Genomic DNA, 26,531 nt, shown 5'->3' on the forward strand with positions numbered 1-26,531 from the left:
TCAGATCGGCGGCCAGGGAATGACGGTGCGATCGTCAGGTGCTTCGGGGAAGAACTCGGCGGCGAGGAGCCGGTTCGCCCGGTCTTCCAGGGCCTGGATCTCGTCGGCCGACAGGCAGTCGTTCAGCTGCGTCCGCAGCGTTTCGCCCATGGCGGCGACTTCCTGCAGAGCATCGATCTCTTCGGCCCAGAACGAGGTGCGAGAGAAACCCCACAGCACGGTGCGCAGCTTCTCCTCCCGGTGGAAGGTCAGCCCGTTGTCGATGCCGAAGACGCCGATGTCGGACGCGGCGGTGCTCGGCAGCGTGCTGCCGGTGATGACATGGCCGGCTTTGCGGTCGGCGTTGTTGGCCAGCAGGTCGAAGAAGGCGATGGTGCGCAGGGCACCGTCGACGGAGTGGGAGAGCACGAGGTCGCGGCCGTCTTCGGTGCGCAGGGCGAAGATCGGGGTGTGGTCGACGGGGATCGCGCTGACCGTCGACAGGGTCACCGCTTCGTCATCGTCAGAGGCTTCGACGTAGGCCTGCAGGGATCCGCGGCCGGCCGGCAGATCGTCGCGCAGCACCGTCGGCGGGACCACTCCCAGATCGAGCGCGGACGACAGCCGGTAGGAAGCGACCTCGCGCAGAGCCAGGGTCTGCTCCGGGAAGTCGATCAGGGGCCGTTCGCCGGAGATCGGTTTGTAGACGGCCTTGATCGCCCGGCCCGCGTGTTCGAGCACGAGCAGACGAGTGTCATTGCTGGCGCGTGGGATCGCGCCCATCTCCGTCCACTCCCCCGCAGCCAGTGCGTCGAGGACAAACCCGTGGTCCATCACCGATCAGGCGCGCGGGATCCCGTTGGCCCGGGGGCACAGGTGGCCGTCGGGTTCGAGCGGGAGGGAGCAGAACGGGCAGTCTCCGCGTCCGGCACTGACGACCTGTTCGCCGCGCCGGGCGAACTCGCGGGCGGCGGCGGCGTCGAGGACGATGCGCAGGACCTCTCGTTCGACCTCGTCGTCATCGGGGTCGGCAGAGGTTCCGGCTTGGGCGTCCGCCTCGGTGAGTTCGAAGCACTCGATGACGAGTTCGTGTTTGACGGTGTCCCAGCCCAGGCTCATCGTGCCGACACGGAACTCGGGTTCGATGGGAACGTTGAGTCCCGCGTTGTCGATGAGATCGTCGAGCGCCGTCTGCGGCACCCGAGCGGCCGGGTCCTTGATCATCACCATGTCGAGCAGTTCGGTGATCCGGTCGGAGAGGATCTCGACCTGTTCCTTCTCGACGACCACCGTCGTGAGCGCGGTGCCGGACTTCGCTTGGAGGAGGAACGTCCTCTCGCCGGGAAGTCCGATTGTGCCGACGACGAAACGATCGGGTGTGGGGTGGTCGTACAGAGCTGCCATGTCTTCAGCCTAGTTCAAAGACTTACATGTCGGTCCGGCCTGGGATACATTTGAGTCATGAGCACTGATCCTCGTGAGGCCCTGGACGCATTCCTCGAAGCAGTGAGAGAGCACTACGCTGCATCCGCACACCGCAACGGTGACCAAGACCCCCGAGTCGAAGCCGCTTATATGGCTTTGGCCGATGCCTTCGAAATCTACGAAGACGCGATCTACACCGCGTTCGACGAAGTCACCCCGTTCGAGCTCTTCGATGACGTCGAGGATGCCAAGGACGATGACGAGTTCCTCCTCGACGATGACGACGAGGACGACTGAGCGCTTCGTGCGCTGAGCGCTTCGCGGAGGTTTCCGTAAAAGCGTGGCACGAGTGCGCCTTGTTGCCGTGACGGCACATGCCCCGCCTGCGACACCCGTGAAGCCGATCAGAGCAGCGAGAGCGCATTGCCGAATTGTCCCGTATAGACGTCAATGAGAATCCCGAGCAGGCCGAGGCTTGACGAAATCGCGCCCATCGCCACCGCGGCCGTGGCCATCCTCGAGGCACCTGCAACTTGCAGAGCGCGGCGTCTGCCGATGAGGCCGAGAACGAACGCAAGGCCGCCAATCGCGAATGGCACGACGCTCGTGAGCACGAGACCTGGCAGCCAGTACCGGTCATCAAAGGGAGGTCCGTTCTCCGACGTGGCCGCGAGACCGGACAGACCGTTGAGAACCTCGAACACGGCCCCTGCGAACCAGGCCACTACTGCCGCAGTTCCGAAAAGCAGCGCGGCGATGTTCAACGGTCGATCATTCGCCCGGGGAGGAGTCACTTCTGTCGTCCGCCTCATCATGCACCCTGTCCCCCACTCTGAAAATCGCTCTAGGCAGACGGGCTCCATGAGATCTGGTCGAGCACCTCGGCGATCTCATCGGCCAGTTCGACCTCGCTGCCGGTGACCTCGGCCAGCTGTGCCGGAGTGCGGGGCGAGACCAGGGTGCTCGCGATTCCGTGCTGGCGATTGAAGGCCAACGCGATGTCGACTGTCGACACGCCCAGCGCGGTCGCGGCGCGACGGACGCCGGCCAGAACACGGTTCGAGAGTTCGTCGAGGTAGGCACCGGCGTATTCGCTCAGCTCCCCCGCCAGGCGCGAATCCTGCGGAGTCGCGTTCCGGTATTTGTCGGTGAGCACTCCGCGGCCCAGTCCCGCTCCGGCGATGACTGAGACTCCCGCATAGTCGGCGGCGGGCATGAGCTCTGCTTCGGCCTCGCGGTTGAGCAGCGAGTATTCGGCGACGGCGCAGGCGATCGGAATCCCGGCTCCGCGCATCTCCGCCAGCTGCCACCCGGTGTGGTGGGACACCCCGACGTAACGGATCTTCCCCAGCGTGAGCAGCGTCTCAACGGCCGAGGCGGTCTCGGCGCGGTCGACTTCGGCATCGAAGACATCGAGGACGAGCACGTCGAGGTGATCGCGTCCCACCGTGTTCAGGAGCGAGTCGACCTGGCTGAGGATTCTCGAGCGCCCGAGCCCGACCTCGATGTGGTCGGGATCACTCATGGACACGCCCACGCGGGACAGCAGCAGAATCTCTTCGGGAAGTCTCAGCCGCCCGAGCACCTCTGCGGAGGCTGTGGCCGAGCTGGGCAGCTCGATGAGGTTGCCACCTGCGTCGTTGTAGCTATCGACGAGGAGCTGGGCGACCTGGTCATCGACCCGGTGCCCCCACTCGAAGGTCCCGAGACCCACATCGCTGATTTCCAGACCGGTGGTGCCGAGGCGTTGGTGCTTCATGCTTCTTGAGGTTACCTGATGCTGCGACTACCGTGGTTTCGTTCCCATCTCGTCATCTCAAGGAGTCGTATGTACGACTGGCTGGTCGCCGCCGTGCTCGGAATCGTTCAGGCACTCACGGAGTTCCTCCCGATCTCGTCGTCGGCGCATGTGCGCATCGTCGGCGAGCTCATGCTCCCGGGGTCCGATCCGGGCGCGTTCTTCACCGCTATCATCCAGATCGGCACCGAGGCGGCCGTCGTCGTCTACTTCTGGCGCGATATCGTCACGATCATCTCGAAATGGTGCAAGGCACTCGTCGGCAAGCATGACCGCAAGGACCCCGAGGTGCGCCTGGGTTGGCTCATCATCGTCGGTTCGATCCCCATCGTCATCATCGGTCTGCTCTTCCAGGACTACATCGAGGGTGCTCTGCGCAGCCTCTGGATCACGGCGACGATGCTCATCGTCTTCGGCCTCATCATCGGCATCGCCGACTGGGCAGGGAAACGCGAACGCACCCTCGAGGATATGAACTGGGGTCAGGGCATCCTGTTCGGCTTGGCCCAGGCGCTCGCTGTCATTCCCGGCGTGTCACGCTCGGGCGGGACGATCATGGCCGGCCGTTTCATGGGCTTCGATCGTCCTTCCGCCGCGCGTTATTCGTTCCTGCTCGCCATTCCCGCCGTCGTCGGCTCGGGCCTCTACGGCGTGGCGCAGACGCTCGGTCGCAGTGAGGCCATGGTGCTCGGCTGGGGACCGACGATACTGGCCACAGTGATTTCGTTCGCTCTCGGCCTCGTCGTCATCCACTGGTTCCTCAAGTATGTGGAGACGAAGTCGTTCGCCATCTTCGTCTGGTACCGCGTGGCTTTGGGCACCGTCCTCTACATCCTGCTCGGCACGGGAGTCCTCGCAGCGGTCTGAGCCCGCGCATTTCATTTCGAGCTGACGGTCCGACACTCCAGCATCATCTGATCCCGGCATTCGCCCACGAATGCCGGGATCAGCGCATTCCGCCGCCGCCGACGGCGGCCGACTGGGCGAGTCCGGCGGCTGTCACCGACATCGCGGCGAGCACCGGCTTGTCACCGGCGAAGTCGATGACCGTGAACGACCCAGGAGCCACACTCAGCCGTTGGAAATCGTCCAGCGGCATCCCCAGCGCATCGGCGATGATCGCCTTGATGATGTCTCCATGGGAGACGATCATCGCCCACCGAGGCGGCGCCGACTTCCCCGCGTCCGTTCCGGAATCCGCGGCGGATTCGAGTTCCGCATCGGCACGCTCCTCTTCGCGCAGCTGAGCCACGAGGTCACGGACGCGGGCCGTCGCACGCTCGGCCGCCTCGGTGATGGATTCCCCTCCGGGGAACCTGGCCTGCGAGGCCGTCTTCACCACGGTCGCCCACAGGGGCTCCTCCCCCAACTCTGTGAGCGATCGGCCCGTCCACTCGCCGTAGTCGAGTTCGATGACGGCATCGTCGGCATCGATGCGTTCGAACCGGGCTGCCTCCGCCGCGATGGTCGCGGTCTGTTCGCAGCGCTGCAGGGGCGAATGCAGAAGCTGGGCGAAGTGCCGGTGCGGCAGCAGCTCGAGGTTGGCCCGCAGCGCCCGGGTTCCCTCCTCGGTGAGGGACACGCCGGGCGCGCGTCCGGCCAGGATTCCGGAGACGTTGGCGCTGGAGAGGCCGTGCCGCAGCAGAACGATGACGGGCATACCGTCAAGATTAGCCCAGATCGTCTAGGGTGAGGCTATGAAACGTCAGCGTCCACGTATGACCTACGAGTTCCGGAAGGTCTCGTTCTCCAGGGATGTGCCGCGGTCGGTCAGCCTGCAGGAACTCAACGACCAGGCGGAATACGGACAGTGGGAGCTCGCCCGCACCCGCATCTCCGTCGGCGGAGTCCGCACCGTGTGGCTGCGCCGCAAGATCATGCCGCTGGCGGTCAGCAGCTGATCGGTTGAGGTCTCCGTCCCTCGTCCCCGTCCTCACCGCCGGCCTCGTCACGATCGCTGCGGGTGCGGCGATGTCCCTGCAGGGTCGGGCGAACGGGCTGCTCGGTCTGGTGCTCGGCCACGCCGTCTTCGCCGCACTCATCTCGTTCGTCGTCGGACTCCTCTGCGTCGGCATCGCCTTGGCGGTCTCGGCCCGCTCTCGAACCTCCGCCCGCCGCCTCGTCGGACTGCTGCGTGACCGCAGTCTTCCGTGGTGGATGCTCCTCGGGGGCCTGAGCGGCGGACTCGTCGTCATCGCGCAGGCCACGACCATTCCCCTGATGGGAGTGGCGATGTTCACGATGGCCTTCGTCTCCGGTCAGGTCACCGGCGGACTCATCGTCGATTCCACCGAGCTGCCGCCGAGAGGGCGACAGCGCCTGAATGTGCTGCGCATCCTCGGCGTGCTCATCGTGCTCGCGTCCCTGGCCTTCGCCGCCGGCGACCGCCTGCAGTCGGGCATACCGCTGTGGACTCCCCTGCTTCCGTTCGTCTCCGGGGCGCTGACCAGTGTGCAGCAGGCCTTCAACGGCCATATCCGCGCCGCCACCGAATCGGCGGTGGTCGCGACCACGGTGAACTTCACCGTCGGCTTCGCAGCGCTCGTCATCGGCACGGTCGTCCTGCTCATGACCGGCGTTGCCTGGCGCGGATTCCCGACCGCACCGGATCAGTGGTGGATCCTCCTCGGCGGGGCCTTCGGCGTGGTCTTCATCGCTCTGACCACGGTGACCGTGGCCAGGCTGGGCGTGCTGCTGCTCAGCCTGTTCGCGCTCTTCGGCAACCTGGTCGGGGCACTGGCACTCGATGCGCTGCTGCCGATTCCCGGGCTCCGAGGTCACACTGATCACGGTGGTCAGTGCCGTCGGAGTGCTCATCGGGATCGTCGTGACGATTCTGCCGGTGCCGGTCAGGCCTTCATCAGGAAATCGCCGAGGACCCGCGTCCCGAACTTGAGCGCCGAGATCGGCACCCTCTCGTCGACGCCGTGGAACATGGCCGGGAAGTCGAGGTCACCGGTGAGCTGGAGCGGGGCGAAACCGTAGCCGGTGATGCCGAGTTCAGCCATCGACTTGTTGTCCGTGCCACCGGAGAGAGTGTAGGGCAGGACGTTCGCACTCGGATCATCGGCGAGGAGGCTCTTGCGCATCTGCTCAACCAGCGGGGTGTCGAACGGCGATTCGAGGGCCTCGCCCTCATCCTCGGCGGAGATGTCGATGCCCTCTCCCGCGAGTTCCTTGATTGTGAGCATGACGTCCTCGTGCTGACCCGGCAGAGTGCGGCAGTCGACATAAGCGGTCGCGGTGCCGGGAATGACGTTGTGTTTGTAACCGGCGTCGAGGAACGACGGGTTGGAGGTGTTCTGCAGGGTCGGTGCCACGAACTTCTCGACCGAACCGAGTTCGGCGAGCAGCTGCGGGATCGTCTCTGCCGTGAATTCGATTCCCGTGAGCTCGGAGACGCCCTCGAGCAGCTTCCGCGTGGCCAGGGGGATCTCCTGGGGCCACGGGTGGTTGCCGATCCGGGTGATCGCTGCGGCAAGACGGGTGACCGGGTTGTCGTCATTGCGCTGGGATCCGTGTCCGGCTGTGCCGTGGGCGATGAGGTTGAGCCAGGCCAAGCCCTTCTCGGCGGTCTGGATGAGGTAGACGCGCTGCCCGCGGACATCCACGGAGTAGCCTCCGACCTCCGAGATCGCCTCGGTGGCTCCGGAGAACAGCTCGGGACGATTGCGCACCATATGGCGGGCGCCGTAATTGCCTCCGGCCTCCTCGTCGGCGAAGAAGGCGATCACGAGGTCCCGACGAGGGGTGAGCCCTTGGGCCAGCATGGCACGGACGGAGGCGACGATCATCGCGTCCATGTCCTTCATGTCCACCGCACCGCGGCCCCACAGAAGCCCGTCCTTGATGACGCCCTCGAAGGGGTCGACGCTCCAGTCCTCGGCCGCGGCCGGAACGACGTCCGTGTGACCGTGGACGACGAGTGCCGGAGCATTCGGGTCGGAGCCTTTCACACGGGTGACGAGGTTGGCCCTTCCCGGCGACGATTCGACGATTTCGGACTTCAGGTCCACCTCGGCGAGCCAGGACGCGATGAGTTCGGCCGCCGGCAGCTCCGGGTTCGCCTTGTTTCCGCCCCAGTTCTGGGTGTCGATGCGGATGAGCTGACGGCACAGTTCGGTGACTTCGTCCTCTGCGGCGCTGAAATCAAACACGGGGGCTCCCCTCGATGGTGGTTCGATCACGCGGCGGTGCTGTGATCGGTCTGACAACCACCACCGTATCCCACCGGCGGACGACTCCGACTCCTGAATGCGAAAACGGCCCCCGGATCGAAATCCGGAGGCCGTCTCCTCGTTGTGCGCGAAGGGGGACTTGAACCCCCACGCCCGATAAGTTGGGCACTAGCACCTCAAGCTAGCGCGTCTACCAATTCCGCCACTCGCGCTGGCAACAGAGATAACTCTACATGCGCGAAACGGTGTCGCAAAATCGAAATCGGCTTTTGTGACGCACTGCACTTATCACGCCATCAGTCGAGGTGTGCCACCCGCGAGAGGACGTGGGGTTTGCCGTTCTTCAGGTCGAAGACGGCCGACTGCGCAGCCTCGTGGCGACGTCCCTCGGTCAGCGCATAGCCGACCGTGCCGGGCAGCAGGATCGGCTTCGCGAAGGACACATCCCAGCGGTAGGACTCGAGCCGCGGATCCATCGCCGAGAACGCCCGGGAGGCGCTGTACATCCCATGGGCGATCTGCCGCGGAAATCCGAATCCCTTCGCGGCCAGACCGTTGAGGTGGATCGGGTTGTAGTCACCGGAGACCTTCGCATAGCGCTGACCGATGATCGGATCCAGACGCCACAGGGCACTGGGCTGCGGCGCCGTGAACTCGAGGTGCGGAACCTGTGCCTTCGGCTTGGCTCCGGAGAGCTTGCGCCCCTTGGCCAGATACGTGGACACCTCGTCCATCACGGGACGACCGTCGACCTTCGCCTCGAGCCGAACCTCGATCGTCGTGCCCTTCGTGTGCTCGAAGGGACCGGCCAGCTCGAGGTGGAAATCCACGACCTCGCCGAGGCGGGCCTGCGAATGCATGTCGACGCGGTTGTGGATGTGGACCATCCCCATCATCGGCAGCGGCACTTCGGGGTCGGCCAGCAGCTGCATGCTCAGCGGGAAGCCGAGGATGTGCAGATAGCCGGGGTGGACGATATCGCTCAAGCCGTAACCGACGACATGGGCGAAGCCCGCATAGGCGACCGATTCGAGCGGAATGCTGCGATCGATCGCATGGTCCGGCAGCTCCGGACCGGTGCGCGGTCCCACCGGCAGCGTCTTGAGCAGGGCACGGGCATAGATGGGAAGCATCGAATCCGCCATCATGCACCCACCATGTTCTGACCGCAGACGCGCAGGGTCTGCCCGTTGATGCCGCGGGCACCGCTGGAGGCGAGGAAGCCGATGGCTTCGGCGACGTCGACCGGCTGACCGCCCTGCTGCAGGCTGGAGAGCCGGCGCGCGACCTGGCGTGTGAGGGTGGGCATCTTCGCGGTCATATCCGTTTCGATGAACCCGGGCGCCACCGCGTTGATCGCTCCCCCGCGGGCGCCGAAGTCCTCCGCCGAAGCGGCCGTGAGTCCGATGACTCCGGCCTTCGAAGTCGCGTAGTTCGTCTGGCCGCGGTTGCCCGCGATTCCCGAGGTCGAGGCCAGGGAGACGACCTGGGCGCCGTCGGCGAAGAGTCCCTTCTCCGAGAGGCGCGCATTGATCATCGTCTGCGCGGCGATGTTGACGGCGATGACCGAATCCCATTTGGCCGCGTCCATGTTCGCCAGCATCTTGTCGCGGGTGATGCCGGCGTTGTGGACGAGGATGTCCACGGGCGCTCCGAGCGCCTCGACGATCTTGTCCGGGGCATCGGCTGCGGTGATGTCGAGCTGCAGCGACTTGCCGCCGATCCGATTCATCACCTGCGCCAGCGCCTGCCCGGCCTGCGGCATGTCCACGCCGATGACGTAGGCGCCGTCGCGGGCGAGGTTCTCGGCGATCGCGGCTCCGATTCCGCGTGCGGCACCGGTGACCACGGCGGTGCGTCCGGCCAGCGGGCCGGCGTCACCGGTGGACATGAATTCGTCTAGGCTCAGCCGCTGACCGGCGTCCGACGACACCGTGAGGAACTGGCCGGAGACATAAGCGGATTTGCCCGAGAGCAGGAACCACAGCGCCGCGTTCACCGAGGGTGCGGTGAGGTTGACGCCGTCGAGCAGGATTCCGTTGGCGGTCGCGCCGGCGCGCATCTCATGGGCGACCGACCGGGTGAAGCCGGTGATGCCCTGGGCGGTGGCGGCCTGCTCCGGTGTCTGGCTCTGCGCATCCGGTGCCGTCGAGATTGTGATCACTCGACCACAGGCGGCCAGTGAACGCAGGGCGGCGCCGATCTCGAGGACGACCGGTGACAGGTCGGCCGGGGACTGCGCGTCGTCGAGGACGGCGATGACGGCCCGCAGCTTCTCCCCGGTCTGGGCGTTGCGGCGGACCTCGAGTCCGTTCTCCAGCAGCTGATCGGCCAGCCCCTGGGCTCCCGGACCGGTGCCGAGGACGAGGACCGGCTTGTTCTCATAGGACGCCGGGGTGGAGCCGAAGCGGTTGAGTTCCACCGGCTGCGGCAGGCCGAGGGTTTTGGCCACCTGCTTCAGCGGTCCGTTGACGAGGGAGAGATAGGTGTCTTTCATGCTGCCTCCACAATCGCAGTGAGTCCCTGTCCGCCTGCGGCGCAGATCGAGACCAGGGAGCGCTTCTTGCCGGTGGTATTCAGGTGCTTGGCGGTGCTGGCGATGATCCGCCCGCCGGTGGCGGCGAAGGGGTGACCTGCGGCCAGGCTCGAGCCCAGCGGGTTGAGCTTGTCGCGGTCGATGGTGCCCAGTGCCGCATCGAGTCCAGCCTTGTCCTTGCAGAACTCTTCGGATTCCCAGGCGGCCAGGTGCGAGAGCACGGTGGAGGCGAATGCTTCGTGGATCTCGAAGACATCGAAGTCGTCGAAGGTCAGCCCGTTGCGGGCCAGCAGCCGCGGGACTGCATAGGCGGGGGCCATGAGCAGACCTTCGTCGCCGTCGACGAAATCGACGGCGGCTGCTTCGGCATCGACGAGGCGCGCCAACGGGGTGAATCCGTGTTCGGCGGCCCAGTCCTCACTGCCCAGCAGCACCGAGGAGGCGCCGTCGGTCAGCGGAGTCGAGTTGCCGGCGGTCATGGTCGCCTCGGCGGCGAGCTTCCTGCCGAAGACGGGGTTGAGCTTCGCCAGGGATTCCACGGTCGAGTCGGCACGCATGTTCGTATCGCGGCTGACCCCGAGGTACGGGGTGGTGAGGTCATCGAAGAAGCCGGATTCCCATGCCGCGGCGAGGTTTTTGTGGGAGGCCACGGCCAGTTCGTCCTGAGCCTGCCGGCTGATGCCCCAGGCGGCGGTGGTGATCGCCTGGTGCTCGCCCATGCTCAAGCCCGTGCGCGGTTCGCCCGTGCTCGGAGCCTGCGGTGCAAGGTAGGCGGGGCGGATCTGGGAGGCGATCTTCGCCTTCTGCACCATCGTCTTCGCTCGGGTGAGCTCGAGGAGGATCTCGCGCATCGAATCGTTGATGACGATCGGAGCGTCGGACGTCGAATCCACGCCCGAGGCGATTCCGGATTCGATCTGCCCGGCGTTGATCTTGTTGTTGAGGCTGACCACGGCTTCGAGGCCGGTGGCGCAGGCCTGACCAAGATCGAAGGCTGGCGTCGTCGGCGCCAGGGCGGAGCCGAGCACGGCTTCCCGGGTGAGGTTGAAGTCCTTCGAATGCTTGAGGACTGCACCTCCGGCGACCTCGCCGATGTTCTCTCCGGCCAGTCCGAAGCGGGCAACGAGCCCGTCGATGGCCGAGGTGAGCATATCGAGGTTCGTGGCCTTCGCGTACTGCTTGTTCGAGCGGGCGAAGGGAATTCGATTGCCGCCGAGGATGACGGCGCGGTTGTTGGGAGCGGACATGTGCACCTCCGAGTGGTTGATTTAGCCGATACCGACAGTACCTGATACTGTCGGTTACATGAAATCGATCACAGACGGTCGCTCGACGAGATGGCAGAAGCATCGCAATGAGCGTCGTCGCGAACTTCTGCGTTCCGTGCGGCTCGTCGTCGAGGAGTACGGCGACGACATGTCGATGGACCAGATCTCGGACGCGACCGGGACGTCGAAGTCGGTGCTCTACCGATACTTCACCGACCGGGCAGGTCTGCAGGCGGCCATGGGCGAATGGGCGATGGGCGTCATCGTCCGGTCTCTCGACGAGGCCGCGGCCTCCTCGGCGAAGGGCGAGGGCTCAGCCTCGGCGCAGCAGTCCCTGACCGCGATGATCCGCGCATTCGTCACGCTCGCCGCGAATTCTCCGAACGTGTATCGCTTCTGCGACACCGCGGTCAACCGGTTCGCGCCCGAGGAGACCGGCGGTTTCTTCAATTCCGTTGCCGGGCAGCTGGCCGAACGCCTCGGCCTGAGCGGGGAGCAGGCTCGGCTGTGGTCGGCCGGAGCGATCGGTTTCGTCCGCGCCGCCACCGAGACGTGGCTGTCCCGACCGGACCGGCCCGAGGAATTCGCCACCACCATCACCCATTGGCTCTGGGCAACCCTGCCCGAACAACGAGGAGTAGAACAATGAAGCTGTCTCTTGACCCGAAAGCCATCAACGACGTCCTCGACGGACATTGGGCAGAAGCTCGCCGACTCGGGCGGACCCTGGCCGAAGCGTCGTCGACCCATGACGATCCGGCCGATGATCTCGACACCGCACGGGCGAAGACCCTCGACGGGGTCATGATGATGGCCGAGACCGGACTGCCGATGACAGGGCTGTCACCAGAGATGGGCGGAAAGAACGAACACGCCACGAACGTCGCCGGGTTCGAAGAGACCGTGACCGCAAACCCCAGCCTCCAGATCAAGGCCGGCGTCCAGTTCGGACTCTTCGGCGGCGCGATCCTCCACCTCGGGAATAAGGAGCAGCATCAGAAATGGCTTCTCGACGCTCAGTCCGGCCGGCTGCTGGGTTCGTTCGCGATGACTGAGATCGGGCACGGCTCCGATGTGGCGAACGTGGCGACCACCGCCACCTACGATGAGGCGACCGAAGAGTTCGTCATCGAGACCCCCTTCCGGGCCGCAACGAAGGAGTACATCGGCAACGCCGCCCGCGATGCTCGGGCCGCCGTCGTCTTCGCTCAGCTCATCACCAAGGGTGTCAAGCACGGGGTGCATGCCTTCTTCGTGCCCGTCCGCGACGAGGCCGGTGATCCGATGCCGCGAGTCTCGATCGAAGACGACGGCTACAAGGGCGGGCTCAAGGGAGTCGACAATGGTCGCCTCGCCTTCGACTCCGTGCGAATCCCACGCACCAACCTGCTCAATCGCTATGGAGACGTCACCGCCGACGGCACGTACTCCTCCCCCATCGAATCGCCGGGACGCCGCTTCTTCACGATGCTCGGCACCCTGGTCCAGGGCCGGGTCTCGCTCGACGGCGCCTCCGTGGTCGCATCGAAGATCGCCCTCGACATCGCCGTGCGCTACGGACTCGAACGCAAACAGTTCACCGGCGGCGACGACTTCGCCGAGACGACCCTGCTCGACTACGGCCAGCATCAGCGTCGCCTCATGCCTGCCCTCGCCTCCGTCTACGCCTCAGCGTTCGCACACGAGAAGCTGCTGACCTCCTTCGAGGAGGTCTTCGCCGGAGCCGATGACTCCGAGGAGAACCGGGCTCTGCTCGAGACCCGGGCCGCAGCCTTCAAGGCCGATTCGACCTGGATGGCGCTCGACGTCATCCAGGAATGCCGCGAGGCCTGCGGCGGTGCCGGGTTCATGGCAGAGAACCGCCTCGTGGGACTGCGCGCCGATCTCGACGTCTACGTCACCTTCGAAGGCGACAACACGGTGCTGCTGCAGCTCGTGGCCAAGCGTCTCCTCGGCGACTATGCCAAGGAGTTCGCGAATCTCGATGTCGGCGGTGCCGCCCGCTTCATCGGCACCCAGGCCGCAGAGCACACGCTCTACCGCACCGGTCTGGCCAACGCCGGACGGGCGATCTCGGATGCGCTGACCCCGAACCTCGGCGACAAGCGGATCCGGTCGGGACGCCTGCAGCGGACCCTGCTCGAGACTCGTCTGGAGGTCATGGTCGCCGGAGTCGCTCAGGCGCTGCGTCCGGCGACGAAGATGCCGGCCGCGCAGGCGGCCGATCTGTTCAACGTCCACCAACATGAGCTCATCGAGATGGCACGCGCCTATGTCGAGCTCGAGAAGTGGAAGGCGCTGGACGAGAAGATGAAGGCGCAGACCGACGCCGATCAGGCCAAGGCCTTCCGTCGTCTGCGTGACACCTACGGTCTCGGACTGATCGAGAAGCACATGGCCTGGCACCTCATGTACGGTCGCCTGCCGATGTCGCGTGCACGCCAGATCAACGAGACGCTGAACCGTCTGTGCACGAAGCTCGCGGCCAATGCCCTCGACCTCGTCGAGGCATTCGGCTACTCGGATGTCCACCGTCGGGCCACCATCGCCTCCGGCGTCGAAGCCGAGCGTCAGGCCGAGGCCGCTGAATACTACCGGCGGGCGCGGGCTCGTCAGGACTTCCCGGTCGACGAGAAGCAGCTGCGCAAGGCCGCGAAGAAGAAAGCGAAGGCCGCCGCACGGTGACCGCAGGCCCGTGCTCCGGGCACACACACCGGAAGACCCCCGCAGCGAACGGTCTGCGGGGGGTCTTCTGATACTTGGGGTGAACGGTGTCTGCGGCCGCCGGTGGACCTGTCAGACGCCTGTGATCGTCTGAGAACCCCCTCGGCCTCAGTCGGCGAGGAAGTCGGCGAGTACCGCGGAGATCTTCTCGGTCTCGGTGAGGAACCCGTCGTGGCCGACCGGGGAGTCGATGATGTGGTGCCGGACTCTCCCGGGCAGCGCCTCGGCGAGGATGCCCACCTGCTCCGGCGGGAACAGCCGGTCCGAGGACACGGAGACGACGAGGTTGTCGGTGCAGGCATCGGCCAGTGCGGTCGTGAGGTCGGAGGAGCGACCTCGACGCACGTCGTGATCGCGCAGGGCACGTGTGAGCACGATGTAGCTGTGCGGGTCGAACCGTGCGGTGAGCTTCTTGGCCTGGTGGTCCAGGTACGAGGTCACCTCGTAGTAGTCCTCCGAACGCAGCCGACGGGAGAAGCGTTCGTTGAGATCGGCATCATTGCGATACGTCAGATGCGCGATCTGCCGGGCCAGGCCGAGGCCGTGGCTGGGAAAGCTGCCGACGGCCGAATAGTCACCGGAATAGTAGTCGGCGTCGAGTTCGATCGCACGTTCCTGCATCATCGCCCAGGCAATCTGGTCGGCTTCGCAGAAAGCCGGTGCGGCGATGACCGCACATTTGCGGACCTTCCTCTTGTCCAGCAGAGCGAACTCCAGCGCTCTGGCACCTCCCATGGATCCGCCGATGACGGCGACCCAGGAGTCGATGCCGAGGATCTGAGCGAGGTTGTGCTCCAGGCGTGCCATATCGCGGATCGAGACCCGAGGGAATCGGGAGCCGTAGGCCAGGCCGTCATCGTAGGTCGACTGCGGCCCGGTCGTGCCCGAGCAGCCCCCGAGGGAGTTCGCGCACACCACGAAGTACTTGTCGGTGTCCACGGCCTCCCCGGGGCCGACGACACCCGCCCACCATTCGGTGACGCGGGTGTCGCCGGTCAGAGCATGCTCGATGAGGATCGCATTGGACCGGTCGGCGTTGAGGGCGCCGAAGGTCTCATAGGCGATCTCGACCGTGCCGAAGGTGTGCCCCGAGTCCGTGCCGAAGCCCAGGATCCGTTCGACGGAAGTGCTCTGGATGGTCATCTCAGGCCGCGGTCTGCGCCTTCGCCGCTGCTGCCGCGAAGCCCTTGTCGAGGTCGCCGATGATGTCGTCGACGCCTTCGATGCCCACGGACAGGCGGATTAGTGCCGGGTTCACTCCGGCGGCTTTCTGGGCTTCTTCGTCCAGCTGTGCGTGCGTGGTCGAGGCCGGGTGGATGACGAGCGAACGAACGTCACCGATGTTCGCCACCAGGGAGTGCAGTTCGAGGGCGTCGACGAAAGCCACAGCCGCGTCGTATCCGCCGGCGATGTCGAAGGCGAGCACCGAACCCACACCGTTGGGCAGGTACTTCTTGGCCAGATGGTTCCAGGGGCTCGACTCGAGTCCGGCGTAGGCGACGCGGTCGACCTGGCTGTGTGCCTCAAGGTAGGAAGCGACCTTGTTCGCATTCTCCACGTGGCGTTCGATGCGCAGGCTCAGGGTCTCGATGCCCTGGGCCAGCAGGAACGCGTTCGTCGGGCTGAGCGAGGGTCCGAGGTCGCGCAGGCCCTGCACGCGGGCCTTGAGTCCGAAGGACACGTTGGCTCCGAAGGGTCCGTCGGCGCCGAGGTCACGGGCGAAGACGAGTCCGTTGTAGGAAGCGTCGGGTTCGTTGAAGCCGGGGAATTTCTCCGGCTGTGCGCCGTAGTCGAAGTTGCCGCTGTCGACGAGGACTCCGGCAACGGAGTTGCCGTGGCCGCCGAGGTACTTCGTAGCGGAGTGGAGCACGACGTCGGCACCGAATTCGATCGGACGCACGAGGTAGGGGCTGGCGAGTGTGTTGTCGACGAAGAGCGGCACACCGGCTTCGTGGGCGATTCCGGCGATCGCCTCGATGTCGAGGATGTCCGAGCGCGGGTTCGACACGACCTCGCCGAAGAGGAGCTTCGTGTTGTCCTGGATCGCGTTCTTCCAGGCTGCGTGGTCGTCGACGTCGACAAAGGTGGTTTCGATGCCGAGCTTGCGCAGGGTGACATCGAAGAGGTTGACGGTTCCGCCGTAGAGGCTGGAGCTGGCCACGATGTGGTCACCGGCTCCGGCGACGTTCGTAATCGCGAGGAAAGCCGCAGACTGGCCCGAGGCGGTGAGGACGGCGTGGACGCCGCCTTCGAGATCGGCGATGCGGTTCTCGACGACTTCGTTCGTCGGGTTCGTCAGGCGGCTGTAGACGGGGCCGACGTCGGTCAGCGCAAAGCGCGCCGCGGCGTGGTCGACGTCGTTGAACACGAACGAGGTGGTCTGGTGGATGGGCAGGGCGCGCGAACCGGTGACCGGGTCGGGTGCCTGTCCGGCATGGATCTGACGGGTTTCGAATGCCTGGGTCATGGTGACTCTCCTCTGTGAGTGCGGTGGCGGTGTCGCTGGTTGAGGCGATGTGATGTGTCTACTGTCATCGTTTTCGCCGGCTGGCACCCGCCTGTGTGTCATGTTGGCGTCATCATGTGTCATGTTTCGTCACACCGTGTCGTGCCGCTGTCACGTGTGTGGCACCGACGATCAGCGGAAGTTCCGCGCCTTCGTCGGCAGCTGCACTTCGAGGGGGATGAGTTTGTGCGCGTAGAGGCTGACCACGTCTCCCCCGCGCTGGATGAGCCCGGTGACGACGAGGGCGTTGCGGGAGGTCGCGACCGTACGGAAGCGTTTCATCAGCCCCGCCGTGGCCACCACATTGAGCATCCCGAATTCGTCTTCGAGGTTGATGAAGGTGATCCCCGAGGCGGTCGCCGGGCGCTGCCGGTGGGTGACGATCGCGGCCACCGTCATCCGGGTTCCGTCCGCCGCACGCGCCGCATCCGCGGTCGATGAGTATCCGCGGGCGCTCAGCGTCTCGCGCATCATCTGTGTGGGGTAGCCGTCGACGGTGATTCCGGTGGAGAAGAGTTCGGCCAGGGTCGTATCGAAGGCGTCCATGGCCGGCAGGCTCGGGGCCGAGTCCACGCTCGCCGTTCCCGGCAGCAGTCCCGGATGGGCCCCGGCGACTCCCCCGGCCAGCCACAGCGCCTGCCGTCGGTCGAGGTCGAATCCGGACAGGGCTCCGGCCGTGGCCAGCGATTCCAGGGCCTGCTTGCCGATTCCGGTGCGTTCGGCCAGATCCGCCACCGAGGTGAACGGTGCGTTGTCACGTTCGGTCACGATCACCTCGGCGAAGGAGCCGACATGGGCGACCGTGTCCAGTCCCAAGCGGATCCCCAGCTCCCCCGCCGAGGCGGTGCCACCTTCCCCCGCCTCGGCGATGGTGTGCCCCGGCCTTCCGGGGTCGACCCGTTCGAGATCCGTGGCCGCCTGCGACCACCGGATGTCGACGGGCAGGATCGGCACCCCGTGCCGGCGGGCGTCGGCGATGAGCGACTGCGGGGAGTAGAAGCCCATCGGCTGGCTGCGCAGCAGTCCGGCGGTGAAGGCCGCGTGGTGGTGGTATTTGAACCAAGCGGACTGATAGACGAGGTTCGCGAAGCTGATGGCATGCGATTCGGGGAACCCGTAGTTCGCGAAGGCCGCGATGGTCGCGAAGATCGCCTCGGCAGTGTCCTCAGCGACCCCGCGGGCCAGGGCACCTGTCCGGAACTTCTCCGCGAGTTCGGCCATCCGCTTCTCAGACCGGCGTGAGCCCATGGCCTGCCGCAGCCGGTCGGCATCGGCCCCGGTGAACCCGCCGACGTCGATGGCCATCTGCATCAGCTGCTCCTGGAACAGCGGCACCCCACAGGTCTTGGCCAAGGACTTCTCCAACAGCGGATGGAGGTATTCGACCTCGTCGAGGCCCTGCCTGCGACGGATGTAGGGATGGACGGAGCCGCCCTGGATGGGGCCGGGGCGGATGAGCGCGACCTGCACGGCCAGATCGTAGAACGTCTCCGGCCGCAGTCGGGGCAGAGTCGCCAGCTGGGCGCGGGATTCGACCTGGAAGACCCCGACGGCATCGGCACGGCAGAGCATCTCGTAGACGGCTGCGTCGTCGTCATCGATCTCCGCTCGGTCGATGAGGACCCCGGTGTGGCGGTGAACGAGGCCGACCATCTCGTGCAGGGCGGTGAGCATGCCCAGACCGAGCAGATCGAACTTGACCAGGTCCATGGCCGCGCAGTCGTCCTTGTCCCATTGGACGACGGTGCGGTGGCCCATCGTCGCCTTCTCGATCGGCACGACTTCGCCGATGGCACGGTCGGCCAGGATCATCCCACCGGAGTGGATGCCCAGATGGCGCGGTGAGCCGAGCAGATCTTCGGCGACCTTGAGCACCGGGGCGGGCACCGGGGAGTCCTCGGCATCGGGCAGGCTCGACCACCGGTTGCTCGACTTCGAGAACGCATCCTGCTGGCCGGGGGCGTAGCCGAGGCTGAAAGCGGCGTCCCGGATGGCCGATTTCGCCCGGTAGGTGATGACATTGGCAACCTGGGCGGCGCGGTCGCGGCCGAAATGGTCGTAGACGTATTGGATGACCTCTTCGCGGCGGCCGGATTCGATGTCGATGTCGATGTCCGGGTACCCCTTCCGGTCCGGGGACAGGAACCGGTCGAAGAGCAGCCCGTGTTTGACGGCGTCGACGGCGGTGATGCCCAGAACGAAGCAGACCGCGGAGTTCGCCGCCGATCCCCGCCCTTGGCAGAAGATGCCCATATGGCGGCAGAATTCGGTGATGTCGAAGACGATGAGGAAGTATCCGCAGAACCCCAGCTGCGCGATCATGTCCATCTCCCGGTCCAGCTGCTTCCAGGCTCGGGGGTTCTCGGCTCTCGTTCCGTAGCGATGCCGTCCGCGTTCGGCGATGAGGCCGCGCAGATAGGTCTCCCCTTCGGTCTCATCGGGCATCGGCGCCTTCGGCAGGTCGGGGCGGGCCGAGGAGAGGACGAAGGAGCAGTCCCGACCGATCCGCGCCGCATTGTCCAGAGCCTGCCGCGGGAAGCGTGCGAGCATCTCCTCGCCGGTGTGGATGCGTGCGCTCGCCGTCGCCGGCAGCCATCCGGCCAGTTCATCGAGCGAGAGCCGCGACCGCACCGAGGCCCTCACCTGCGCGGACTTCCATTGGGCGCGAGTGGCGAAGTGGACGGCGTTGCTGGCCACGATCGGCAGTCCCGTCCGCTGGGCCAGATCGCCGAGGTGGCGCAGCCTCTCGTCGTCATCCGGGGTTCCGTCCCGGCTGAGTTCGACGGCGACCCGGTCGGGTCCGAAGAGTGCGGTGAGTTCGCGCAGAGCGCTGAGCCCGCCGTCGTCGTCGCCCAACGCTCGTCGCAGCGGTCCTTTGCGGCAACCGGTCAGTATCATCCAGTCTCCGTCCTCGGCCGCGAGTTCGGCGAGGTCGAAGAGCGGACGGTTCTTCTCACCGCGCAGGTTCGCCTCGGTGATGATCTGAGAGAGCTGGTGGTAGCCCTCGACGCTGCGGGCGAGGACGAGCAGGTGGGTGGCATCGGGGTCGGTCTGGCCGGGGATCTTCTCGGCCAACCCCACGGACAGTTCGGAGCCGAACACGGTGTTCAGCCCCACCTCGGCGGCGGCATGGGCGAAGCGGACGGCTCCGTAGAGCCCGTTGTGGTCGGTCAGCGCCAGGGAGCTCAGCCCGGCGGCGGCACCGGCGGCGACGAGCTCCTCGGGGTCGGAGGCTCCGTCGAGGAAGCTGAACTGGGAATGCACATGCAGCTCCGCCCAGTCCACGCTGCTCTGACGCAGCAGCGGTCCGAGGTTCGGTCCCTGAGCGCTGCCGGCGCCTGTCGGGCCCTGATAGCGGCCGCGGCCGTCCGAACCGCCGGGGCCGACCGAGACCTGGTAGCGGTCGGGACGGGAGAACGCCGGGGCATCGGAGCCGTCGGCGTGCTTGTCGACAGGCTGTTTTCCTGCCGGGTTCTCGCCAGCAGGCTGTTTGTCCGCCGGGGAGGATGGAGTGTCCTTGCCTTCGAGGCGGCGCGCCAGCTTCGACCACGGTGTGCGCGGGTTCGAGAATCCCATCGGGTCTCCTCCTCTCAGGTGGGGTCGTTGGTCAGCAGGTTGCCGGTCAGCGGTAACGGCCGGTGAGGTACCACTGACCGTGCTCTTTGCTCAGCAGGAAGGCACGGCCGGCATCGGTGACCACCTGCAGCCGGGTGCGGTAGACGGCTCGGTTCGGATCCCACCATCCGGATTCGATGGGCCAGGAACCGGAGTAGTCGGTGATGGCCTCGGTCTGCCCGGTGGGGAATCTGATCGTCGCCGGCACCGCCCCCAGCCCCGAGGGGCGAGCCTCCACCGGTGAGCCGTCCGCGGCGAGCACGTCGACGGCGGAGTGCTCGACGGTCGTCGGACGGGGTGCGTGCAGGGCCCCGGGCCAGGGTGCGGCAGGGCTGCGTTCGGGGACGGCCGCCTGCTGCCACGGGGTCCACAGGTTCGTCTCGGCGGGGTCCCACCCGCCCTGGAGGCCCGGAACCAGGACGGCATCGGGACCGAACAGCCCCTGCAGACGCTCGAGCGTATGGGTGATCTGCCCGGTGTTCTCGTCGAACAGACTGCGCGTGGCACCGATCGGGGTGGTCAGTTCGGCTGCGATGAGACGCAGCGCGATGATGCCGTCGTCGGAGAAGTCCTCGGCGTCGGGAGCCGGCTCGTCGACGATGTCGAGTGCCTGCGGGTCGGGCTGTGCCGTGCGGGGATCCTGTCCCGGACGAGAACCCCGGCCCACTCCTGCCAGCCAGCCTTCGGCCTGCCACCGCAGACGGTCGGCGATCGCGTTCTCCTGCATGTCCTCGATCCGCCAGGTCCGGGACGAGGACTGGCCGGCTGCGGCATCGAGTTCGATCGTGATCTGGGTGCAGACCAGCCCCTGTCTGCGCACCTTGGCCAGCAGATCGGCACCGAGCTGGCGGGCGAGGAAGCCGAGGGTGTCGCTGCGGGTCGTCGGGGCATCGAGATCGAGTTCGACGTCGAGCTGTTCGCCGCGGACATGATCGGCGAGCGGGGCTCCTGCCCGCCCGGAGGCCAGCTCGTGCAGATGTCGACCGAAGGCACCGAAGCGTGCGTTCACGTCTGTGGTCTGCAGGCGAGCGAGGTCACCGAGGGTGCGCAGCCCCAGCTGCCAGAAGACCTCGATCAGCGCGGTCGCCTCGGCGCCGGCGTATTCCAGGGTGGTGATCGGCTGGGCGGAGAGGAAGTCCACGGTCTGCCCAGGTTCGACCCGGCGCGCCTGCCCGGCGGCGAGGACCGCGGCGAAGACGGTGCCGGCGATTCCGGGGAAGAACTCCCACCCTGTGTCATCGACGAGAGCCGAGACCAGTGTCTCGACGGCATCGGCTTCGTCGGTGTAGCCGTGCCTGAGCGAGTCAAGAGGAATCGCCAATGTTCCCGGGCTGAGCAGGGTGAACCGGGCGACGAGGTTGTCGAGGGCACCGACCCCGGCACTGAAATGTCGGTTGTCCGCCTCTTCGTCCCAGACCGCGACGTGGGCTTCCGGACAGCGGTATCCCACGGCGCGTTTGTTGTTCCCGGCGGTGATTCCGGCGGAACGGGCCGGAGCATTGGCTGCGATGACCTTGCCGGCGTGGAGGACCGCGACAGGGCGGCCCGGTGCGATGTCGTGTTCGACCGCAGCGGCCACCGCCGGCCAGTCGGGCACGGTGAGCACGAGGGTGCGGCCGGACTCATCCGACATGGCTGATCACCTGCCGCAGCTGTGTGATCGTCGACCACCGAGGATCGTCGGCTGTATCCGTGCCCGGGTCTGTCCCCATGTCCGGATCCGTGTCCATGTCCGGATCTGTGTCCGGGCTTGTGGCCGGGGCAGTGCGTGCTTCGGCTGCAGCGTTCGCAGTCCCCGCGGGGACGCCGCCTGTCACGACTTCCAGCGTCCCTGCGGGGACGCTGGCGGGAGTTCCCGACGGTCCGGGCAGCAGGAACCGGTGGCTTCCCGTCTGCGACCGGGCACGCACGAGGCAGGACTGCAGGCGTCCGCGGCCGTGCTCGGCACCCGACCAGCGGGTGTCGGCGATCTCGATCTGCTCTGTGCTGCCGGACATGGGACGGAGGCTGATGAGGCTCATCCGGCGTTCGCGGATCTTCGCCAGGAGTCGGGCCCGTTCCGAAGCGCTCGGGGCGAAGCCGGGGTCGACGAGGACGATGTCGAAGGATTCGATGAGGATCGAAGCCACCCGCAGCCAGTCCTCGCCGGGGGTCGCGAGGTTGACGAAATGGTCGAGGTCGACGCCGAGGTCGGCGATCGAGGACACGGCCGGTTCGCCGAGCCCGATGCCGGCGCACCACTTCTGCTCCCGGGTCGCCGCAGCGATCGTCGCCAGACCGCAGCTCAGCGACAGCTCACCGGTGACGGTGACGAGTTCGCCGCGCGGCAGACCGCCGCGCCGGAACAGCGGAGAGAGCACAGGATCCACCGGATGGGGTGGGATTTTATCGAACAGCGCCGCAGCCGTGGAGATCCCCGTCTCCCGACTGAGCTGTTCGATGACCGGTGCTGCTGACATGACATCCATTATCGAACTGGTGTTCTAAATTGGCAAGATTCAGACAACAGCTCAGACAACAGCTTTGCCCTCCCGGGCGTGTCGCCATTCGGCTTCGAACATCCATGCGATACAGAGGCCGAGGTCAAAGCCGTAACCGCCGCCGACGGTGCCGGGATCGGCCGCTTCCGTGATCTTCTTGACCTGGGCGACGCGAACCGCTGTATTGAACATCATCCGCCCCCTCGCTCGACTCTCCAGAGGAAGCAGCTGGGAACCGTCGGGCAGGGAGAAGGCAAAGGCAGCGGGACCGCGCATCGCTCCGGCGAAGTCCGCTCCGGTGCGTTCGATGCGCAGCTGATATTTGTGCACCACAGTGTGATGTCGGCGACAGAGCAGGATGAGATTGTCCATATCGGTCCTCCCGCCCTGCGACCAGGGGCGGATATGGTGAGCCTCGCATCGCCTGCGGGCTCGGCAGCCGGGGAATTGGCAGCAGACATCACGCACACTCAGCGCCATTCGCTGTCGCCTGCTCACCAGACGCTTCGAGCGCCCGAGCATGAGGACGTCGCCTCCGGCATCCTTGATCACCCCGCTGATCAGCGCCTCACAGCTCAGGCGCTCCGCCGTCGCCGCGGTGATGCCGCCGAACCCTTCGAGCCGACAGGTCGTATCCGCCCGACAGGTCGTATCCGCCCGTCCGCCCGACGTCCCCGCGGGGACGTTTCCCTCGGCTCCTGCCGGACGGTCCGACCCAATTCCCTCTTCCGCCGGACCGTCCGGTCCGCCTTTCGTCCCCGCGGGGACGCCGGTGTCGGCTGCTGGCCTTGCGGGGATACTGAGCAGAGGGGGCTTGAACGCGGGCGCGGCTTCCACCGTGGCGCCGCTGCGAGTGATCACCTCGGCGGAGGCATGGACGAGCAGTCGGGCACGATCGGCGTCGATCGAACCCGCGGGTTCGGCACGGGGGAAGGCGTGGATGATCTCCATCAGGCACATGACCTGGGAGACCGGCTCATAAGGAGGCTCGTCCTCTTTACCACCTTCGCCCGCAGCCCCCTCCTCATCGGAACTGCCGTCATGGACGGGACGTTCGAGAACCTGGCGGGCGGCGTCGAGCATCGCGGCGACCTCTGCGGCATCGTCTTCCTCGAGTTCGATCGTGATCCGGGTCCGACCGGGTGCCACCTGACGCATGCTCACACTGTCCTCAGCCAGGTACAGCGGGAACGGGCCGTTGTCGATCTTGTCGGCCAGCTGCTGGTAGTTCTGCGAGATCCGGCTGATCTGGCTGCCGGTGGCAAGGGTGGCCAGACGCAGCGCCTCATCGTCGCCGATCCGCTCCCCCAGTCGGGTCACTTCCCTCACCTTTGAGAAGCTGACATCACCGCCCGCCAGACTCTTCTTCACCTTCGGCATCTCCCGCAGCGCCCTCATCACGCGCACATACTCGCGAGCCGTGTGCATGCTCACCGAGGCCACATGCATCACCCACTCGGTCAGGGTCTTCACACCGACCCACTCCGCCCACAGTCCCCGCCTCTCGACCTCGTCGATGAGGGTGATCACGCGAGCGTGGCAGAAGGAGATGCATGAGATGTTGCGCCGGATATCCGTCACGATCTGCTCACAGGTGAGGGTGCTGGGGTCCGCGTCGGCGTCAGCCCCTCCATAGTCCTTCGGATCGACACTCAGCCCTGCGAGGTCGGCCGCCTCCGCTGCAATCGGCTCATCGTCTCTCATGGTGCTCCCCTCCCGCGGCCCGTCGGCCCTCCGGTCCGGCGATCCCCATGACCACCAACCGTGCCTCCACTCTAGGATTCGGCACTGACACGAGAATTCGGGCGAAGGCAATCGTCAGAAATGAATCACCGCTGAGGTTCGATTGAGTTTCGTTTCTGCGGTGACCGAGCCTGATCACGTATGTCCCGAAGATTGCCGAACTGGCCCTTGCCTGCCATGTCAGTGCCGACGGGTAGGGTGACGTCATGACTGACGAACCCCGCACCCGCGAGGCGGCCACGCGTGATTCCTATGATGCGATCGCCCGGACCTACACGGACTGGGTCGCCGATGAGCTCACTGCGAAACCTCATGACCGAGCCGTGCTCGGGGCGTTCTCCGAGCACGTCCTCGGCACCGGCTCGGCGGAGGTCCTCGATATCGGCTGCGGGCCCGGTCGCATCACCACGTTCCTCGGCGCCCTCGGGCTGGAACCGCGCGGACTCGACCTCTCCCCTGCCATGATCGAACTCGCGAAGGGCCTCTATCCGACGCATCAGTTCGATGTCGGGTCGATGACCGCTCTGCCCTATGCCGATGAGTCCTTCTCCGGTCTCGTCGCCTGGTACTCGATTATCCACGTCCCCGGGGACGCGCTTGCCCTCGCCTTCGCCGAGGCGGCCCGTGTCCTGCGTCCGGGCGGCTGGTTCCAGCTGGCGTTTCAGCTCGGCGACCGGGTCGATCACTTCTCCGATCTCGCCGGCTTCGACGTCGACCTCGACTTCCACCGCCGTTCGATCGATGACGTTCTCACCGCCCTCGAACCGCATGGTTTCATCCCTGCCGTCCGTCTCGAACGAGAACCCGACCGGGCCGGCCGCTTCCCGGAGGCGACCAGGCAGGGCTACGTCCTCGTCCGCCGGGACGGCCGATGAGGTCCTTCCCTGGAAGGAGGTGAGAAGATGAGAGGGATATGAATATCGACATCGTCTTCCACACTCCCGAGATCCCCGGCAACACCGGAAACGCCATCCGGCTCGCCGCGGTCACCGGAGCCCATCTCCATCTCGTCGAGCCCCTCGGCTTCGACCTCTCCGACGCGAAGCTGCGCCGAGCCGGTCTCGACTACCACGACCTCGCTCATGTCACCGTCCATCCATCGATCGATGAGTTGTGGAGCCGCCTCGGTGAGCGTCGGGTGATCGCGTTCAGCACGCATACGGACAATTCCTTCGCCGAGGTGGAGTACCAAGACGGAGACGTCCTCCTCTTCGGACGCGAGTCGACGGGACTGCCCGATGAGGTCGTCACCGACGACCATGTGGATATGACGGTGCGGATCCCGATGCTGCCGGCACGCCGTTCGCTCAACCTGGCGAATTCGGCATCCATCGCCATCTACGAAGCCTGGCGCCAACACGGCTACACGGGCGCCTGAACCCGCGTAGAATTCTTCGCGAACGCTTTACCTGAAAGGACCACTATGACCGCAAAGGTGCTCACCGTCGCCGGATCCGATGTCTCCGGAGGAGCCGGACTCGAAGCCGATCTGAAGATGTTCGACGAATACGGTGCCTTCGGCACTGCCGTCGTCACCTGCATCGTCACTTTCGATCCCAATGACGGATTCGCCCACGTCCTCGAATTCATCGAACCCGAGGTCGTCAACCGCCAGCTCGAGTCGACGTTGGCCGTGCACGAATTCACCGCCATCAAGTCCGGAATGCTCGGCTCCGTCGACTCGGCACTGGTCCTCGCCGAAGAGCTGAAGACCAATGATCTGCCGTACGTCTTCGATCCTGTGCTCGTGTGCAAGGGCGCAGGCACCATGGTCGATCTCAAGGATCTCTTCGTCGAGAACCTCGTGCCCCTGGCCACCGTCGTCACCCCGAATCTCGAAGAGGCCGCCACTCTGGCCGGGGTCGACCCCATCGACTCCGTCGAGGGCATGATCGAGGCCGCGAAGATCATCCATGGGCAGGGTGCGAAGAACGTCGTCGTCAAGGGCGGGGCGCGCCTCGCCGGGGACGATGCCATCGACATCCTCTTCGACGGTGAGACCGTGACGACTCTGCGCTCGCGCAAGGTCAATGACAAGCTCGTCAACGGGGCAGGCTGCTCGTTCGCCTCCTCGATCGCGGCGGGCATCGCCACCGGCCTGGACATCAAGGACGCCGTCGTCTCCGCCAAGGAGAAGGTCGCACACGGAATCGCGAACTGCCTCGACAATGCCACCGGAGTCGCCTCGCTCTACCACCCGGCCGCCCGAGTCAGCCCTTCCCCCGATGTTGTAGTCACCGTCGACTGATCATGGCCGTGCTGTGACTGGCTGCGTCCCC

Annotated in this window: 23 protein-coding genes, 1 tRNA gene and 1 pseudogene; 9 read left to right on the forward strand and 16 right to left on the reverse strand. The window is 66.1% G+C overall.

The features are described from left to right. Together AD89_RS0109575 and AD89_RS0109580 are read right to left on the reverse strand one after the other, a co-directional pair. Positions 1-813 carry an SCO1664 family protein gene (locus AD89_RS0109575; RefSeq protein WP_025778381.1) on the reverse strand — a complete coding sequence of 271 codons (813 nt, stop codon included), beginning with the start codon at positions 811-813 and terminating at the stop codon, positions 1-3. A 6-nt stretch (positions 814-819) separates the two neighbouring features. Next, positions 820-1,383: a DUF3090 family protein gene (locus AD89_RS0109580; RefSeq protein ID WP_025778382.1), complete on the reverse strand. Its 564-nt coding sequence runs from the start codon at positions 1,381-1,383 to the stop codon at positions 820-822. A 57-nt stretch (positions 1,384-1,440) separates the two neighbouring features. On the opposite strand from AD89_RS0109580, the gene AD89_RS0109585 reads away from it, so the two are divergent. Next, positions 1,441-1,701, forward strand: coding sequence for a hypothetical protein (locus tag AD89_RS0109585; RefSeq protein ID WP_025778383.1), 261 nt, complete (start codon positions 1,441-1,443; stop codon positions 1,699-1,701). 107 nt (positions 1,702-1,808) lie between these two features. Here AD89_RS0109585 and AD89_RS0109590 read toward each other — a convergent pair whose 3' ends face one another. Next, positions 1,809-2,168: a hypothetical protein gene (locus AD89_RS0109590; RefSeq protein ID WP_025778384.1), complete on the reverse strand. Its 360-nt coding sequence runs from the start codon at positions 2,166-2,168 to the stop codon at positions 1,809-1,811. An 80-nt stretch (positions 2,169-2,248) separates the two neighbouring features. Continuing rightward, entirely contained in the window at positions 2,249-3,163 is a 915-nt protein-coding gene (locus AD89_RS0109595; RefSeq protein WP_025778385.1) for an aldo/keto reductase, read from the reverse strand. Positions 3,164-3,232: 69 nt separating this feature from the next. Here AD89_RS0109595 and AD89_RS0109600 point away from each other — a divergent pair, with 69 nt between their 5' ends. Then, positions 3,233-4,069 carry an undecaprenyl-diphosphate phosphatase gene (locus AD89_RS0109600; protein ID WP_025778386.1) on the forward strand — a complete coding sequence of 279 codons (837 nt, stop codon included), beginning with the start codon at positions 3,233-3,235 and terminating at the stop codon, positions 4,067-4,069. Positions 4,070-4,148: 79 nt separating this feature from the next. Here AD89_RS0109600 and AD89_RS0109605 read toward each other — a convergent pair whose 3' ends face one another. Continuing rightward, complete coding sequence (locus tag AD89_RS0109605; protein ID WP_025778387.1) at positions 4,149-4,862, reverse strand: histidine phosphatase family protein; 714 nt, start codon at positions 4,860-4,862, stop codon at positions 4,149-4,151. A 58-nt stretch (positions 4,863-4,920) separates the two neighbouring features. On the opposite strand from AD89_RS0109605, the gene AD89_RS0109610 reads away from it, so the two are divergent. Next, entirely contained in the window at positions 4,921-5,103 is a 183-nt protein-coding gene (locus tag AD89_RS0109610) for a DUF5703 family protein (protein ID WP_051505184.1), read from the forward strand. Positions 5,104-5,173: 70 nt separating this feature from the next. Continuing rightward, positions 5,174-5,893: pseudogene (locus tag AD89_RS19675) on the forward strand (DMT family transporter); the annotation flags it as partial. Positions 5,894-6,051: 158 nt separating this feature from the next. Here the strand turns inward: AD89_RS19675 and AD89_RS0109620 are convergent. The 5 genes from AD89_RS0109620 to AD89_RS0109640 all read right to left on the reverse strand — a co-directional run bounded on the left by AD89_RS0109620 (position 6,052) and on the right by AD89_RS0109640 (position 11,163). Beyond that, positions 6,052-7,359, reverse strand: coding sequence for a M20/M25/M40 family metallo-hydrolase (locus AD89_RS0109620; RefSeq protein WP_025778390.1), 1,308 nt, complete (start codon positions 7,357-7,359; stop codon positions 6,052-6,054). Positions 7,360-7,504: 145 nt separating this feature from the next. After that, positions 7,505-7,592 (reverse strand) — tRNA-Leu (locus AD89_RS0109625). Between the two features lie 84 nt (positions 7,593-7,676). Further along, positions 7,677-8,528: a MaoC family dehydratase gene (locus AD89_RS0109630; RefSeq protein WP_025778391.1), complete on the reverse strand. Its 852-nt coding sequence runs from the start codon at positions 8,526-8,528 to the stop codon at positions 7,677-7,679. Further along, complete coding sequence (locus tag AD89_RS0109635; protein ID WP_025778392.1) at positions 8,525-9,877, reverse strand: 3-oxoacyl-ACP reductase; 1,353 nt, start codon at positions 9,875-9,877, stop codon at positions 8,525-8,527. The genes AD89_RS0109630 and AD89_RS0109635 overlap by 4 nt, the downstream gene beginning before the upstream one ends. Beyond that, entirely contained in the window at positions 9,874-11,163 is a 1,290-nt protein-coding gene (locus tag AD89_RS0109640; RefSeq protein ID WP_025778393.1) for an acetyl-CoA C-acetyltransferase, read from the reverse strand. Before AD89_RS0109640 ends, AD89_RS0109635 begins: the two co-directional genes overlap by 4 nt. Positions 11,164-11,221: 58 nt before the next feature. Here AD89_RS0109640 and AD89_RS0109645 point away from each other — a divergent pair, with 58 nt between their 5' ends. Together AD89_RS0109645 and AD89_RS0109650 are read left to right on the forward strand one after the other, a co-directional pair. Further along, positions 11,222-11,833 carry a TetR/AcrR family transcriptional regulator gene (locus tag AD89_RS0109645; protein WP_025778394.1) on the forward strand — a complete coding sequence of 204 codons (612 nt, stop codon included), beginning with the start codon at positions 11,222-11,224 and terminating at the stop codon, positions 11,831-11,833. Beyond that, positions 11,830-13,869 (forward strand): acyl-CoA dehydrogenase family protein, encoded by a 2,040-nt coding sequence (locus tag AD89_RS0109650; protein ID WP_025778395.1) that lies wholly within the window; start codon positions 11,830-11,832, stop codon positions 13,867-13,869. Before AD89_RS0109645 ends, AD89_RS0109650 begins: the two co-directional genes overlap by 4 nt. 147 nt (positions 13,870-14,016) lie before the next feature. On the opposite strand, the gene metX is transcribed toward AD89_RS0109650, so the two are convergent. The 6 genes from metX to AD89_RS0109680 form a co-directional block, all read right to left on the reverse strand. Continuing rightward, a complete protein-coding gene (metX, locus tag AD89_RS0109655; protein ID WP_025778396.1) occupies positions 14,017-15,051 on the reverse strand; it encodes a homoserine O-acetyltransferase MetX in 1,035 nt (344 codons plus the stop codon). A gap of 1 nt (position 15,052) precedes the next feature. Next, positions 15,053-16,375, reverse strand: a complete 1,323-nt coding sequence (locus AD89_RS0109660; protein WP_025778397.1) for an O-acetylhomoserine aminocarboxypropyltransferase/cysteine synthase family protein — start codon at positions 16,373-16,375, stop codon at positions 15,053-15,055. 171 nt (positions 16,376-16,546) lie between these two features. Then, a complete protein-coding gene (locus tag AD89_RS0109665) occupies positions 16,547-19,990 on the reverse strand; it encodes an error-prone DNA polymerase (RefSeq protein WP_025778398.1) in 3,444 nt (1,147 codons plus the stop codon). Positions 19,991-20,036: 46 nt separating this feature from the next. Further along, positions 20,037-21,662, reverse strand: coding sequence for a DNA polymerase Y family protein (locus tag AD89_RS0109670; protein WP_025778399.1), 1,626 nt, complete (start codon positions 21,660-21,662; stop codon positions 20,037-20,039). Next, the gene (locus AD89_RS19315; protein WP_025778400.1) at positions 21,652-22,488 is read right to left on the reverse strand and encodes a hypothetical protein; all 837 of its coding nucleotides are present in this window, start codon (positions 22,486-22,488) and stop codon (positions 21,652-21,654) included. Before AD89_RS19315 ends, AD89_RS0109670 begins: the two co-directional genes overlap by 11 nt. Before the next feature lie 51 nt (positions 22,489-22,539). Continuing rightward, complete coding sequence (locus AD89_RS0109680; RefSeq protein WP_025778401.1) at positions 22,540-24,213, reverse strand: HNH endonuclease signature motif containing protein; 1,674 nt, start codon at positions 24,211-24,213, stop codon at positions 22,540-22,542. Between the two features lie 245 nt (positions 24,214-24,458). Here AD89_RS0109680 and AD89_RS0109685 point away from each other — a divergent pair, with 245 nt between their 5' ends. The 3 genes from AD89_RS0109685 to AD89_RS0109695 are packed head-to-tail and all read left to right on the forward strand — an operon-like array spanning position 24,459 to position 26,500. Beyond that, a complete protein-coding gene (locus AD89_RS0109685; RefSeq protein WP_025778402.1) occupies positions 24,459-25,127 on the forward strand; it encodes a class I SAM-dependent DNA methyltransferase in 669 nt (222 codons plus the stop codon). A 38-nt stretch (positions 25,128-25,165) separates the two neighbouring features. Beyond that, complete coding sequence (locus tag AD89_RS0109690; RefSeq protein ID WP_025778403.1) at positions 25,166-25,630, forward strand: tRNA (cytidine(34)-2'-O)-methyltransferase; 465 nt, start codon at positions 25,166-25,168, stop codon at positions 25,628-25,630. A gap of 45 nt (positions 25,631-25,675) precedes the next feature. Beyond that, positions 25,676-26,500 carry a PfkB family carbohydrate kinase gene (locus AD89_RS0109695; RefSeq protein WP_025778404.1) on the forward strand — a complete coding sequence of 275 codons (825 nt, stop codon included), beginning with the start codon at positions 25,676-25,678 and terminating at the stop codon, positions 26,498-26,500. Positions 26,501-26,531: the final 31 nt, after the last annotated feature.

Source organism: Brevibacterium sp. VCM10 (genome assembly GCF_000583215.1).
GTDB classification, from domain to species: Bacteria; Actinomycetota; Actinomycetes; order Actinomycetales; family Brevibacteriaceae; genus Brevibacterium; species Brevibacterium linens.

What these genes read in the sequence shown, in the direction of transcription:
- AD89_RS0109585 (WP_025778383.1), top strand. Translation starts at nt 1,441, where the DNA reads ATGAGCACTGATCCTCGTGAGGCCCTGGACGCATTCCTCGAAGCAGTG.
- AD89_RS0109670 (WP_025778399.1), bottom strand. Translation starts at nt 21,662, where the DNA reads ATGTCGGATGAGTCCGGCCGCACCCTCGTGCTCACCGTGCCCGACTGG.
- AD89_RS0109630 (WP_025778391.1), bottom strand. Translation starts at nt 8,528, where the DNA reads ATGATGGCGGATTCGATGCTTCCCATCTATGCCCGTGCCCTGCTCAAG.
- AD89_RS0109610 (WP_051505184.1), top strand. Translation starts at nt 4,921, where the DNA reads ATGACCTACGAGTTCCGGAAGGTCTCGTTCTCCAGGGATGTGCCGCGG.
- AD89_RS0109660 (WP_025778397.1), bottom strand. Translation starts at nt 16,375, where the DNA reads ATGACCCAGGCATTCGAAACCCGTCAGATCCATGCCGGACAGGCACCC.
- AD89_RS0109600 (WP_025778386.1), top strand. Translation starts at nt 3,233, where the DNA reads ATGTACGACTGGCTGGTCGCCGCCGTGCTCGGAATCGTTCAGGCACTC.
- AD89_RS0109595 (WP_025778385.1), bottom strand. Translation starts at nt 3,163, where the DNA reads ATGAAGCACCAACGCCTCGGCACCACCGGTCTGGAAATCAGCGATGTG.
- AD89_RS0109635 (WP_025778392.1), bottom strand. Translation starts at nt 9,877, where the DNA reads ATGAAAGACACCTATCTCTCCCTCGTCAACGGACCGCTGAAGCAGGTG.
- AD89_RS0109680 (WP_025778401.1), bottom strand. Translation starts at nt 24,213, where the DNA reads ATGAGAGACGATGAGCCGATTGCAGCGGAGGCGGCCGACCTCGCAGGG.
- AD89_RS19315 (WP_025778400.1), bottom strand. Translation starts at nt 22,488, where the DNA reads ATGTCAGCAGCACCGGTCATCGAACAGCTCAGTCGGGAGACGGGGATC.
- AD89_RS0109690 (WP_025778403.1), top strand. Translation starts at nt 25,166, where the DNA reads ATGAATATCGACATCGTCTTCCACACTCCCGAGATCCCCGGCAACACC.
- metX (WP_025778396.1), bottom strand. Translation starts at nt 15,051, where the DNA reads ATGACCATCCAGAGCACTTCCGTCGAACGGATCCTGGGCTTCGGCACG.
- AD89_RS0109665 (WP_025778398.1), bottom strand. Translation starts at nt 19,990, where the DNA reads ATGGGATTCTCGAACCCGCGCACACCGTGGTCGAAGCTGGCGCGCCGC.
- AD89_RS0109605 (WP_025778387.1), bottom strand. Translation starts at nt 4,862, where the DNA reads ATGCCCGTCATCGTTCTGCTGCGGCACGGCCTCTCCAGCGCCAACGTC.
- AD89_RS0109650 (WP_025778395.1), top strand. Translation starts at nt 11,830, where the DNA reads ATGAAGCTGTCTCTTGACCCGAAAGCCATCAACGACGTCCTCGACGGA.
- AD89_RS0109575 (WP_025778381.1), bottom strand. Translation starts at nt 813, where the DNA reads ATGGACCACGGGTTTGTCCTCGACGCACTGGCTGCGGGGGAGTGGACG.
- AD89_RS0109685 (WP_025778402.1), top strand. Translation starts at nt 24,459, where the DNA reads ATGACTGACGAACCCCGCACCCGCGAGGCGGCCACGCGTGATTCCTAT.
- AD89_RS0109580 (WP_025778382.1), bottom strand. Translation starts at nt 1,383, where the DNA reads ATGGCAGCTCTGTACGACCACCCCACACCCGATCGTTTCGTCGTCGGC.
- AD89_RS0109640 (WP_025778393.1), bottom strand. Translation starts at nt 11,163, where the DNA reads ATGTCCGCTCCCAACAACCGCGCCGTCATCCTCGGCGGCAATCGAATT.
- AD89_RS0109695 (WP_025778404.1), top strand. Translation starts at nt 25,676, where the DNA reads ATGACCGCAAAGGTGCTCACCGTCGCCGGATCCGATGTCTCCGGAGGA.
- AD89_RS0109645 (WP_025778394.1), top strand. Translation starts at nt 11,222, where the DNA reads ATGAAATCGATCACAGACGGTCGCTCGACGAGATGGCAGAAGCATCGC.